This is a genomic window from Frigoribacterium sp. PvP054 (assembly GCF_040547465.1).
GTDB lineage: Bacteria > Actinomycetota > Actinomycetes > Actinomycetales > Microbacteriaceae > Frigoribacterium.
Genome location: NZ_JBEPPU010000011.1, coordinates 75,858 through 87,416, shown reverse-complemented (window position 1 = coordinate 87,416; position 11,559 = coordinate 75,858). Strand labels below are relative to the sequence as shown.

The window sequence follows — 11,559 nt, the reverse complement described above, 5'->3', positions numbered from 1 at the left end:
GGGGTCGTCGGCACGGGCCCGGGCATCGGGCGTGGGCGTCAGGGGCGCCAGCCGAGGTTGAGGGCCGCCGTCCGGAGGAACCTCACGGTGGTCGCGTAGGCACCCGGCTCGGCACCCTGCACGGCCTCGTCGCGGATGCCCCAGACGACGTCGACCAGCTTGCGGTGGGCGAGGCCGCCCCGCTCGGTCAGCGCGTACCGCCCGGCCCCGACGCCGTCCGTCGCGAGGCTGACCCACCCGCTCTCGACGAGCTCGGACAGGTGGTCGGCGCTGGTCTCGCCCGTCGCCGGGTCGAGGAAGGGCGCCACGGCCGCGTCGAGGGTGGCCCGCGTGGCCGGGCCGCGTTCGAGCAGGTTCAGGAGCTGCCACTGCCGGCGCGTGACGCCGTGCTCGTCGAGCACCTGCTCGAACCGTCGGTCGACGAGCCCGTCAACGAGCTTCAGCCAGAAGCCGATCGGCCGACCGCGGTCGACGGCGAGGTCGTCGTCGACGCTGCCGAGGTCGACGGGCCCGTCACCCTCGCGTGCGGGGCCCGGGGTGGTGGGTTCGCTGATGTCGTCGGTCGGCGGGGTGACCTCGCCCCCGTCTGCGGAACGTCGTCGGTCCATGGTCGGCACCGTACACCGCCCGGGCCTCCGCCTCGAGAGGGATCTTCCGTCGGATTCACCTGCCGTCAAGACAAACGAAAGCCCGCGGCCCTACATTCGAGGCGTGACCACCTCGAGCGCCGTCGCGCCTGCGCCCCTCCCCGTGCGACTGCGCCGCACCTGGGCGCGGGTGCAGGCGCACCCGCGCGGTCTGCTCTACGGCTTCGCCTCGGTGCACGCGGCGGTCTTCCTCGCCCTGACCCCCTTGATGATCGGCGGCGGGGTCAGCGGTGACCTGCCCCTGTACCGGCTCTGGGCGACCCAGGCGCTGAGCGAGGGCGTCTGGCCCGTGCTCGACTTCTCGTGGGTCTACCCGGCCGGTGCCGTCGTGCCGGTGGTGCTGCCGAACGTCTTCGGCGAGCAGCACTACCAGTTCGTCTGGCTCGCGCTGCTGACCGCCCTCAACGCCGTCGCGCTGTGGCTGCTGACCGACCGCGGTCGTCGTACGGTCGACAACCGGGCCGCCTGGTGGTGGCTGCTCGTGACGCTCGTGCTCAGCCCCGTCGCGTTCTTGCGGCTCGAGGGGTTCAGCGCCCCGCTGGTGGTCGCCGCCCTCATGCTGCTGTCGACCCGGCCGCGGGTGGCCGGGCTGTTGCTGGCCACGGCGACCTGGATCAAGGTCTGGCCGGCGGCGGTCGTCGTCGCGGTCGCCGTCGGGTCGCGGCACCGCGTCGTCGTCCTGCGGGCCGGCGTGCTCGTCACGATGGTCGTGGTCTCGTGCGTGTTGCTCGGCCGCGGTGCCGACGACATCACGAGCTTCGTCTCGATGCAGTCCGGTCGGGCCCTGCAGCTCGAGGCGACGCTCGCGACGCCTTGGGTCTGGATGGCCATGCTGCGCGTTCCCGGGGCCTCGATCTACCAGAACGTCGCGCTCGCCACGCGCGAGGTGATGGGCCCCGGCGACACCTGGATGATCAACGACAGCACCCAGGTCATGCTCGCCGTGCTCGCGGTGCTGGCCGGCGTGCTCGCCGTCGCGACCTTCGGGCTCCCCCGGTGGGTCGGGCCGAGGAGGCGCGCGTCGGCCCGGTCGACGGCCGGCGTCCTCGTCGCCCGGGGTCGCGATCGCGGCGACGAGTTCGGCACGGTGCTGCTCGGCGCCCTGACCCTCACCCTCGCGTTCGTCGTCTTCAACAAGGTGGGCTCGCCGCAGTACCTGCTCTGGATCGTCCCGATCGTCGCCGTCGGGTACGCATCGCGCCCCGAGGCGTTCCGCACGCCCGCCGTGCTCACGGCCTGGGCCTCGGGGCTCACGACCCTCGTCTTCCCCCTCCTCTACCGACCCCTCATCGAGCTGAACCCCGTCGCGGTGATGGTGCTCGGGGCCCGCAACGCCCTGCTCGTGGCGTTGTTCTGCTGGTGCACGGTGCGCCTCGTGCGGCAGGCGGTCGAGACGGTGCGCGGCGACGCGGCCGAGGTGCGCGTCCCCGCGGTGGGGACCCGCGCCTCCTGACGGGTCGTCGTCGCGTCGCCCCCAGGGCGGCGAGGCGTCCGATCGTCCCGGGGTGGCCCGCCAATCTGGGCCGCGCGCCCCGTCTCGTGCCAGCGTGGAGGTCCTACCTGCCACCACGAACCAAGGAGCACTCATGAAAGGCAAGATCCTCTTCGTCGCAGGAGCGGCCGTCGGGTACGTCCTCGGAGCCCGCGCGGGCCGCGGCGCCTACGTCAAGATCAAGGGCCAGGCCGAGAGCCTGTGGGAGAACCCGACCGTGCAGAAGGGCGTGCACCAGGCCGAGGGCTTCGTGAAGGAGAACGCTCCCGTCGTCGCCAAGAAGGCCCAGGACGTCGCGAACGACGCGGCCCACGCGGTCGGCGCCAAGGCGAAGTCTGTCTCGGGCAAGGGCTCCGACGCCACCGACAAGGCCGCCGCCAAGGCGACCGACGCGGCCCGCAAGGCCGCCGACAAGGTGAACGAGAAGGCCGACGACGTCAAGGAGAAGACGAGCGGCACCAGCCCGGACGACGACAAGCTGCCGGGGGTGACGGTCGGTGAGTGACCTGAAGGCACCCGAACAGAGCACCAAACGTTCGCTCGGCTCGCTGATCGGCAGCCTGCCCGAGCTCATCTCGCGTCTGATCCGCGGCGAGATCGCACTCGCCAAGACCGAGCTCACCACCAAGGCCAAAGAGGCCGGGGTGGGCGTCGGGCTGCTGGTCGGCGCCGCCCTGTTCGGCTTCTTCCTGCTCGCCGTGCTCATCACGGCCGGCGTCCTGGGGCTCTCGAACGTCGTCGCCCCCTGGCTGGCCGCCCTGATCGTGGCCGCCGTGCTGCTCGTCATCACGGCCGTGCTGGCGATGCTCGGCATCAAGGCGCTCAAGAAGGGCGTCCCCCCGACCCCCGAGAAGGCGGTCGCCAGCGTGAAGGCCGACGTCAGCGCACTGAAGGGGCAGGGCAGCTATGACTCCGAGAAGCACTGACGGCGATCGGTCGTCGGGGGCCGCGAAGCCCGATCCCCGCGACGAACTGGCTCGGGCCCGTGCCGACGAGGCTCGGGCCGACTCGGCCGGCGTCTCGCCCGACAAGGACGCCGAGAACGCCGACGGCCCCCGCGCCGGTGCCAGCATCCCCGAGATCGAACTCGACCTCGCCCGCACCCGCGAGGAGTTCGCGGCGACGCTCGACGCCATCGAGGACAAGCTCAGCGTCCCCGCCCACGCCCGTCGCCTGAAGGCGAGCGTCACGCGGCGGCTCGACTCCGACCCGAAGCCCGTCCTCGCGGCGGCTGCGGCCGGAACCGTCGGGGTCGTCGCCCTCGTGGCCGGCATCGTCAAGACGATCAGGCGCTGAGTCGTGGCCCAGAAGAGCACCGAGCGCGAGCAGCAGGCGCCCGACGAGGACGACTCGCGCAAGCCGCAAGACCTGACCGACGTCTCGAAGCCGTCGTGGGGCTACGTGCTGGGCAAGACGCTGCGCGAGTTCACCCGTGACCAGTGCACCGACCTCGCCGCGGCGTTGACGTACTACGCGGTGCTCGCGATCTTCCCGGCGCTGCTGGCGATCGTGTCGCTGCTGGGCGTCGTGGGGCAGGGTCAGGCGACCGCCGAGACCGTGCTCGACCTCGTCCGACAATTCGGTTCCGAGGACGTCGAGGGGCTGCTGCGAGACCCGATCATGCAGTTGACGGCCTCGCCCGCCGCGGGCCTCGCCCTGGTCGTCGGTGTGCTCGGCGCCCTGTGGTCGGCCTCCGGCTACGTCGGGGCGTTCGGCCGGGCGATGAACCGCGTCTACGGCATCGACGAGGGTCGTCCGATCTGGAAGCTCCGCCCGACGATGCTCGGCGTCACGGCCTTCACCGTGGTGCTCATCGTCGTCGCCGCCCTCATCCTCGTGATCAGCGGTCCCGTCGCCGAGACGGTCGGCGACCTCGTCGGCCTCGGCAGCACGGCCGTGTTCGTCTGGGACATCGCCAAGCTGCCGGTCCTGGCGGTCATCGCCATCGTGATCGTCGCGGTGCTCTACTACTGGGCGCCCAACGTGAAGCAGCCGAAGTTCAAGTGGATGAGCCTCGGGTCGCTCGTGGCCCTGGTCATCTGGCTGGTCGCGTCGGTCGGGTTCGCGTTCTACATCGCGAACTTCTCGAACTACAACAAGACGTACGGTTCGCTCGGTGCCGTGATCGTCTTCTTGCTGTGGCTCTGGATCACCAACAACGCCCTGCTCTTCGGGGCCGAGTTCGACGCCGAGCTCGAACGCGGACGCGAGCTGCAGGCCGGTCTCCGGGCCGAGCGCGACATCCTGCTGCCGCCGCGCGACACCGCCCAGAGCGAGAAGAAGGCCGCGGCCCTCGCCAAGGACGAGCTCGCCGGCATACGCCTCCGACAGGCCGCCGCGGCGACCATCGAGCGCAACGGCGACGAGGTGCCCGAGCCCGACGGCGAGGGCGGCTCCGAGCCGTCCGGGTCCGACCGCGAGAAGGACGAGCGCACGAAGGGCCACCGCGACGACTAGGTGACGTCCTCGCGCGAGACGACCCGCGCCTCCTCGGCTCTCACGAGCTCGGGAGGCGCGGGTCGTCTCTCGTCGGCGGGGTGCGTCGGCGGGGCGGCTAGAACGAGAAGCCGAGCTCGGCGGGGTAGTCGCCGCGCGCGGTGAGGGTGGTCGCGGCGTCGCGCAGGTGCGACAGCGTGAGGCCGAGGGTGCCGGGGCCGAAGCTGACGCGCGAGACGCCGAGTTCGGCCAGGCGGGCGAGGGGCACGGACGACGGGTTCGAGATGACGCTGACCTTGCCGTGGATGCGGTCGAGCGCGGTCTTGACCAGGTCGTCGGTGCCGAGGCCGAGGACGAAGGCGCAGTCGGCGCCCGCGTCGAGGTAGGCGTTGGCGCGGGTGACCGCGTCGTCGAACGAGTCGGGGTCGCCCGCCAGCGCGTCGACGCGGGCGTTGATGACGATCGGCACCCCGGCGCGGTCGCCGGCCTGACGGGCGGCGGCGATCTTCGACACCTGGGTGTCGATGTCGTAGAGCGGAGCCTTGGCCTGGCCGATGCTGTCCTCGAGGTTGAGGCCGGCGGCCCCCTCCTCGATTAGGCGGAAGACGTTGTCGAGGGTGCCGGCCGCGTCGGTGGCGTACGCCTTCTCGAAGTCGACCGAGACGGGCAGGTCGACGGCACGGATCACGATGCGGGCCGCGGTCAGCATGTCGTCGACGTCGAGCCCCTCGCCGTCCTCGACGCCGTGCGCCTCGCTGATGGAGTGGGAGGCGGTGGCCAGGGCCTTGACGCCGGGCGCCCCGGCGACGGTGCGCGCCGTGATCGCGTCCCAGACGTTCGTCACGATCAGCGGGTCACCGGGGACGTGCAGGGAGCGGAGGAGTTCGGCCTTCTCGGCCGTCGTGGAGATCGACATGCGGCCAGCCAAGCAGCCCCGGCTGGGTTGCACCAGTCGCCGACCTCGCTGACGCACTCGGCCTCTTCACAGAATGTGAAATATGGAACATGCCAGGATCACGGTGGCACCCGCCCGGGTGCCCCGATCTGAACGGAGTCACCATGTGGACCCTCACCCGCACGCTCGGCACGTCGGCGCTCGCCGCCGCCACGCTCGCCGCCGTCGTCCTGCCCGCCGCCTCGGCCTCGGCCTGGGGCTACACGCCGCCGCCGTCCGACGCCTCGATCCTGTCCGTGGACGGCGACACCGGTCCCCTGACGGCCCCGGCCGGCACGCTCCACTTCGCCTCGCACGACACCACGCCCGAGATCGAGTTCTCGAGCACCTCCTCGGGCACGGCGACGATCCGCTCGGGTCAGACCGAGCTGTGCTCGGCCCCGGTCACGGCCGGTCGGACCGCGTCCTGCGTCTCGACCGAGCTCGCGGCGTGGCAGAGCCACCCCATCACCCTCGACGTCGTGACGCCGACCGGCGCTCACGCGACGACCTCGGCCGTCGTCGACGTCCTGGGCGTCAAGCCCGCGCCGACCGTCGAGACGGCTCGCGCGTCCGACGGGAGCACCACGGTCGTCGCCTCCGCGGCTCCCGGCGAGTGGGTGCTGGTCGCGCTGGGCGGCTCGATGGCCTGGGCACAGGCCGACGAGTCGGGCCGCGCCGAGTTGACGGTGCGCGGTGGCGAGGCCGGTCAGACCGCCTACGCCAAGATCGCCGACGGCGACGGCACGACGTGGGGCTTCGACTGGGTGGCCTTCACCATCGCCTGACGACCGGGCTCGACGGGGTCCGACCCCGCGGTCGACGGCGGCCGGGCCGGCTCGCGGCCCGGCCGCCGTGTCGGCCTAGCCGTGTTGCGCGGGGGACGAGGCGCGTCACGTCTCCGTCATCCGGGGGCCGAGGTGTGGACGAGCGCGACGGTGGTCAGCGAGGGGCGGCCGTCTCGGGGCGGAATTCGGTCATCGTCGCTTCGCCCGGCCGCGACGTGCCCGTGCGTCGCAGCACGACGCCGACGGTCGAGAGCAGGATGCCCAGGTCGAGTGCGGTGCTCCGCCGGTCGACGTACTCGACGTCGAGGGCGAGTCGTTCGGTCCAGTCGACGGCGTTGCGACCTCGCACCTGGGCCAGGCCGGTCACGCCGGGTCGCACCTCGTGCCGACGGGCCTGCTCTGCGGTGTAACGCCCGAGGTAGCGGACGGGCAGGGGGCGCGGGCCCACGAGGCTGAGCTCGCCTCGGAGCACGTTGACCAGCCCGGGGAGCTCGTCGACGCTGGTGGCCCGGAGCGCTCGCCCGAAGGGCGTGAGCCGCTCGGCGTCGGACACGCGACCGGTGCCGACGTCGTGCATGCTGCGCAGCTTGAGCAGCGCGAACGGTCGGCCGTGGAGTCCGGCGCGATCTTGCCGGAAGAGGACGGGGCGGCCCATGGTGAGGGCGACGCCCGCAGCTGCCCCGACGAGGAGGGGGCTCGTCGCGGCGAGCAGCACGCTGGCGCCGAGGACGTCCACGCACCGTTTGAGGGCGAGCCCGCCCCGGGTGCGGAACGAGTCGGACGCCACGCGGCGGCCCGGGCGCTCGGACGGGGCGCCGGGGGTCGGCGAGGGCAGGGGGGACGTGCTCATCAGGCTCCGATCGGGACGGTGGCAGGGATGCAGATGCCTCGAGGCTAAGTATGCAAAATATGAATGTCAAGAGAGAGGACTCGAGGAAGGCCGGAACCACTCTTGCGCCCCATCGGAACAAGTGTCTAAAATGTTGCATGTCTTTGGATCGGCCAAAGGCCAGAAGGGGCAACCGTGAACACCGCAGAATTCCTCTCCCTCGCCGAAGAGCTCGTCGAGGCCGAACCGTCGTCCCTGACGCTCGCCGACGACCTCGAGTCCGTCGGCTGGGACTCCCTCTCGAACGTCGAGTTCATCGCCCAGGTCGATGCGACGTGCGGCATCACGATCGACGCGCAGCGGCTGGCCGACTGCGTCACCCTGGGTGACGTCGCCGGGCTCGCCGTCTCGTCGTCGTGAGCACCGTGGACGACGGGTCGCGGCCCGTCGTGCTCGTGACCGGGGCGTCGTCCGGCATCGGCCGGGCCACGGCCGTCGCGTTGGGCGAGCGGGGCCTCACGGTCGCGCTGGCCGGGCGAGACGAGGCCCGGCTCACCGAGACCCTGACCTCGTTGCCGGGCGAGGGGCACCGGTCGTTCGTCGCCGACCTCACCGACCCGACGGCCTGTGCGGGTCTGGTCGACTCCGTGGTCGACGCGTTCGGGCCGCTGCACGGACTCGCGCACTGCGCCGGCGTGCAGACCGTCCAGCCGGTCCGCGGCTCCACCACGTCGGTCGTCGACGGCATGCTGTCGGTCAACGTCACCTCGGCGTTGCAGCTCGTTCGCGCGTTCCGGCGCCGTGGCTGTCGCGCCGAGCGCGCCTCCGTGGTCCTGGTGTCGTCGGTGCTCGGGCTCGTGGGGCAACCGGGGGCCGCTGCGTACTCGGCCTCGAAGGGCGCCCTGATCTCGATGACGAAGTCGCTCGCGCTCGAGCTCGCCCGCGAGGGCATCCGGGTCAACTGCGTCTGCCCGGGCACGGTCGCCACGCCCATGCTCCACGACCTGGCTCGCACCATCGGCGACGACGGGGTGCAGAAGGTCGCCGAGGCACACCCCCTCGGCATCGGCCGTGCGTCCGACGTGGCCGCCTCGATCCGGTTCCTCCTGTCAGACGACGCCCGTTGGGTCACCGGTTCGGCGCTCGTCGTCGACGGCGGGTACACGGCCCGATGAGCGGCACGAGCCGCGTCGTCCTCGTCGGTGCCGGTGGGGCCGGCCGCGAGGTCCGGGCCGTCATCGACACGAGCCCCGCCTGGGTCTCGGCCCACGGCGTCGACCGCATCGTCTTCGTCGACGACGGTGCGACCGGGCCCGACGTCGTCTCGAGCGTCGCCGACTACGTGCCCGCCGAGGGCGACCTCGTGCTCTGCACGGTCGGTGATCCATCCACGCGTCGCCGCCTGACCGATCGGCTGGCGCTCTCCGGATGCCGCTTCGGTTCGTTCGTCCACGACCGCGCGGTCCTCTGCGACGGAGCCTCGGTGGGCGAGGGCACGATCGTCTATCCGAACGCCGTCATCTCGACCGACGTCGAGGTCGGGGCCCATTGCTTCGTCAACACCGCGGCGGTGATCGGCCACGACGTCGTCGTCGGCGACCACGTGACCGTCTCGGGTGCCGCCCAGCTGCTGGGTGGTGCGACCGTCGGCGACGGCGTGTTCGTCGGCCCGGCAGCCACCGTCCTGCCCCGCGCGCGGGTCGGTGCGGACTCGACGGTCGGTGCCGGCAGCGTCGTCCTGCGACGCGTCCGGCCTGGAACCACCGTCTTCGGCAACCCCGCCGTCGTCATCTCGAAGAAGGACTCATGAACCCGAACGCAACCCGCCACGCGGCCCTCACGGCGGTCGCCACCCACCTGCCCGCCCGCGTGGTCACCAACGACGAGCTCGAGGCCGAGTTCGCCCCTGCCGGTGTCGCCAAGATCGCCGCCAAGACCGGCATCGACCGTCGGCACGTGGTCGGCGAGGGCGAGACGACAGCCGACCTCGCCGTGGCGGCGGCCGAAGAACTGTTCCGTCGCCACGGCGTCGACCGCCGCGAGGTGGACTTCGTGCTGCTCTGCACGCAGAGCCCCGACCACGCCATGCCGACGACCTCGTGCCTCGTGCAGGCACGTCTCGGTCTCCGCACCGACATCGGCGCTCTCGACCTCGGCATGGGGTGTTCCGGCTACGTGTACGGACTCGGCGTGGCCAAGGCCCTCGTCGAGTCGGGTCAGGCGAACACCGTCCTGCTCCTCACGGCCGACACCCTGTCGCGCTACGTCAACCCGGCAGACAGGCAGCTGCGCGTCATCTTCGGTGACGGCGCGGCCGCGAGCCTCGTGACGGCCACGGCCGACGAGCCCTCCCTGCGCGGTCTGTCGTACGGAACCGACGGCTCGGGCGCCCCGCACCTGATCGTCCCCCACGGCGGTCTGGCCGACGGCGCCGTCCTGTCGCCGAAGTCGACAGCCGAGGCCCGTGGTCTCGTCTCGAACGGCTACGACATGTACATGGACGGGGCGGAGGTGTTCACCTTCTCGTTGCGCGTCGTGCCCGAGATCGTCGAGGAGGCGCTGCGGCGTTCCGGTCTCGACCTCGGCGACATCGACGCGTTCGTGTTCCACCAGGCGAACGCGTTCATGCTCGAGACCCTGCGCAAGAAGCTCGGCATCGCGCCCGAGCGCTTCGTCGTCGAGATGCGCGACTGCGGCAACACGACGTCGTCGTCGATCCCGATCGCGCTCGACGCCGCTCTCGCGTCGGGTCAGCTGCGCCCGGGCATGACGACGATGTTCGTCGGTTTCGGTGTCGGGTTGTCCTGGGGCGCGGTCGTCGTCGACCTCTGACCCGCCCCCGCGTGCCTGTGCTCAGGCCCGGGCTCGGGCCCTGGCTCGGGCCCGGGCGCGGGCTCGTCGTCGGGGGGAGGTCTCGACCGTCGGGAGGGCGTCCGCGGCGTGGGCGCGGCCCGTCTCGTAGGCCCCGGCGTCCTTCGACGGCTGCATCGTGAGCACGACGCCGAGCACCCGGGACCCGATCTGGTGGAGCGTTCCGACCGCGTCGGCGAGCTGGGTCTTGCGGGTCCGGGCCGTCGCGGCCACGACGAGGGTGCCGTCGGTGAGCCGACTCAGCACCGCGGCGTCGGTCACCGGCAGCAGCGGTGGCGCGTCGAGGACGACGTAGTCGTACCGGCCTCGCAGGTGGTCCAGCAGCGCGTCCATGCTCGTCGAACCCAGCAGCTCGCTGCTGTTCGGGGGGATGCGTCCCGCCGGGACGACGTCGAGCGGCAGTCCGCCCCACGGCTGGGCGACGTCGTCGAGGTCGGCCCGACCGACCAGGACGTCGGACAGCCCGACCGCGCCCTCGAGGCCCATCACCGCGGCGATGCGCGGTCGGCGCAGGTCGGCGTCGACGAGGGCCACCCGGGCACCGGTCTCGGCGAAGGCCACCGCGAGGTTCGCCGACGTCGTCGTCTTGCCCTCACCCGGCATCGCCGAGGACACCCCGATCACGTGGGCGGGCCGTCCCGTGCCGACGAACTGGATGCTGGTCCTCAGGGCACGGTACGCCTCGGCCTTGGCCCCTCGGGGCTCGACCCGGACGGTCAGGGGTCGGGTGGAGGCGCTCGCGTCGTGCAGGATCGTCCCCAGCACGGGGCAGTCGACCGTCTCGTCGATGCTGCGTCGCCCACGCACCTTCGTGTCGAGCAGTCGACGCAGGTAGACGGCACCGTAGCCGAGCAGGCCGCCGAGCGCGACGCCGAGCCCGAGGTTCTCGAGCGGGCGGGGCGACACGGGTGACCCGGCGTGGGTCGCGGGTTCGAGGACCTCGATGCCGACCAGGCTGGGCTGCCCGTCGGGCGCTGGATCGAGCTTCGTCGTCGCGAACCGTCGGAGGCTCGCCGCGACGGCGTCCGCCGTGGCGGACGCCCGGCCCGCGTCCGTGTCGCGCACCGAGATGGTCAGGGTGACGCTGGTCGTGCCCGTCGTCACCGTCATGGCCCGTGCCAGCTCGGCGGCCGTGCAGTCGAGGCCCAGTTCGCGGATGACGGGATCGAGCACTCGCCAACTCGTCGCGACCTCGGCGTAGCCCTTGGCCTTGTGCTGGGCTGCAGTGCTGCCCTGAGCCACGTCTTGCGCGGTGGCGGTCGTCGCCCCGGACACCGACACGAAGAGCTCGGTGCTCGACTGGAACACCCGCGGTGCCGTCACCGTGATCGCGGTGGCGACGGTGACGCCGGCGAGTGTCGTCGCGAGGACGATCCACCACGCACTGCGCAGCAGGAGCAAATGGTCGTGGAGCTTCACGGGTTCCGTCCGTTCGGATCGATCGGCAGAGGGCGTCCACCAGGTCGACCACCAAAATACGTCCATGTGACATGTTGCACAACCTGCTCGGACCGGCATAATGGATATGTCAAGTATCCCTCAGGACGCACCTCGCGTCGACC

14 protein-coding genes are annotated in these 11,559 nt (G+C 71.8%); 10 read left to right on the top strand and 4 right to left on the bottom strand.

Annotated elements, in window-relative coordinates:
- Positions 1 to 38: 38 nt before the first annotated feature.
- The gene (locus ABID81_RS13305) at positions 39 to 608 is read right to left on the bottom strand and encodes a winged helix DNA-binding protein (protein WP_354595269.1); all 570 of its coding nucleotides are present in this window, start codon (positions 606 to 608) and stop codon (positions 39 to 41) included.
- A gap of 103 nt (positions 609 to 711) precedes the next feature.
- On the opposite strand from ABID81_RS13305, the gene ABID81_RS13300 reads away from it, so the two are divergent.
- The 5 genes from ABID81_RS13300 (at position 712) to ABID81_RS13280 (ending at position 4,596) form a co-directional block, all read left to right on the top strand.
- A complete protein-coding gene (locus tag ABID81_RS13300; RefSeq protein ID WP_354595268.1) occupies positions 712 to 2,100 on the top strand; it encodes a glycosyltransferase 87 family protein in 1,389 nt (462 codons plus the stop codon).
- Positions 2,101 to 2,233: 133 nt separating this feature from the next.
- Positions 2,234 to 2,644: a YtxH domain-containing protein gene (locus tag ABID81_RS13295; protein WP_354595267.1), complete on the top strand. Its 411-nt coding sequence runs from the start codon at positions 2,234 to 2,236 to the stop codon at positions 2,642 to 2,644.
- Positions 2,637 to 3,065 carry a phage holin family protein gene (locus tag ABID81_RS13290; protein ID WP_354595266.1) on the top strand — a complete coding sequence of 143 codons (429 nt, stop codon included), beginning with the start codon at positions 2,637 to 2,639 and terminating at the stop codon, positions 3,063 to 3,065. The genes ABID81_RS13295 and ABID81_RS13290 overlap by 8 nt, the downstream gene beginning before the upstream one ends.
- A complete protein-coding gene (locus ABID81_RS13285; RefSeq protein ID WP_354595265.1) occupies positions 3,046 to 3,435 on the top strand; it encodes a DUF3618 domain-containing protein in 390 nt (129 codons plus the stop codon). The genes ABID81_RS13290 and ABID81_RS13285 overlap by 20 nt, the downstream gene beginning before the upstream one ends.
- 3 nt (positions 3,436 to 3,438) lie before the next feature.
- Positions 3,439 to 4,596, top strand: a complete 1,158-nt coding sequence (locus tag ABID81_RS13280) for a YihY/virulence factor BrkB family protein (RefSeq protein ID WP_354595264.1) — start codon at positions 3,439 to 3,441, stop codon at positions 4,594 to 4,596.
- Between the two features lie 97 nt (positions 4,597 to 4,693).
- Here the strand turns inward: ABID81_RS13280 and ABID81_RS13275 are convergent, their stop codons facing one another.
- Positions 4,694 to 5,491, bottom strand: coding sequence for an isocitrate lyase/PEP mutase family protein (locus ABID81_RS13275; protein WP_354595263.1), 798 nt, complete (start codon positions 5,489 to 5,491; stop codon positions 4,694 to 4,696).
- A 143-nt stretch (positions 5,492 to 5,634) separates the two neighbouring features.
- Here ABID81_RS13275 and ABID81_RS13270 point away from each other — a divergent pair, with 143 nt between their 5' ends.
- Positions 5,635 to 6,297 carry a hypothetical protein gene (locus ABID81_RS13270; protein ID WP_354595262.1) on the top strand — a complete coding sequence of 221 codons (663 nt, stop codon included), beginning with the start codon at positions 5,635 to 5,637 and terminating at the stop codon, positions 6,295 to 6,297.
- Between the two features lie 154 nt (positions 6,298 to 6,451).
- Here ABID81_RS13270 and ABID81_RS13265 read toward each other — a convergent pair whose 3' ends face one another.
- The gene (locus ABID81_RS13265) at positions 6,452 to 7,147 is read right to left on the bottom strand and encodes a sugar transferase (protein WP_354595261.1); all 696 of its coding nucleotides are present in this window, start codon (positions 7,145 to 7,147) and stop codon (positions 6,452 to 6,454) included.
- Between the two features lie 174 nt (positions 7,148 to 7,321).
- On the opposite strand from ABID81_RS13265, the gene ABID81_RS13260 reads away from it, so the two are divergent.
- From ABID81_RS13260 to ABID81_RS13245, 4 genes are read left to right on the top strand one after another with little or no spacing between them, the layout of a single operon-like run.
- Complete coding sequence (locus ABID81_RS13260; protein ID WP_354595260.1) at positions 7,322 to 7,546, top strand: acyl carrier protein; 225 nt, start codon at positions 7,322 to 7,324, stop codon at positions 7,544 to 7,546.
- A complete protein-coding gene (locus ABID81_RS13255) occupies positions 7,543 to 8,301 on the top strand; it encodes an SDR family NAD(P)-dependent oxidoreductase (protein WP_354595259.1) in 759 nt (252 codons plus the stop codon). The genes ABID81_RS13260 and ABID81_RS13255 overlap by 4 nt, the downstream gene beginning before the upstream one ends.
- The gene (locus tag ABID81_RS13250; protein ID WP_354595258.1) at positions 8,298 to 8,936 is read left to right on the top strand and encodes an acetyltransferase; all 639 of its coding nucleotides are present in this window, start codon (positions 8,298 to 8,300) and stop codon (positions 8,934 to 8,936) included. Before ABID81_RS13255 ends, ABID81_RS13250 begins: the two co-directional genes overlap by 4 nt.
- Complete coding sequence (locus ABID81_RS13245; protein WP_354595257.1) at positions 8,933 to 9,958, top strand: 3-oxoacyl-ACP synthase III family protein; 1,026 nt, start codon at positions 8,933 to 8,935, stop codon at positions 9,956 to 9,958. The genes ABID81_RS13250 and ABID81_RS13245 overlap by 4 nt, the downstream gene beginning before the upstream one ends.
- A gap of 21 nt (positions 9,959 to 9,979) precedes the next feature.
- On the opposite strand, the gene ABID81_RS13240 is transcribed toward ABID81_RS13245, so the two are convergent.
- Entirely contained in the window at positions 9,980 to 11,416 is a 1,437-nt protein-coding gene (locus ABID81_RS13240) for a tyrosine-protein kinase domain-containing protein (RefSeq protein ID WP_354595256.1), read from the bottom strand.
- Positions 11,417 to 11,559 lie beyond the last annotated feature (143 nt).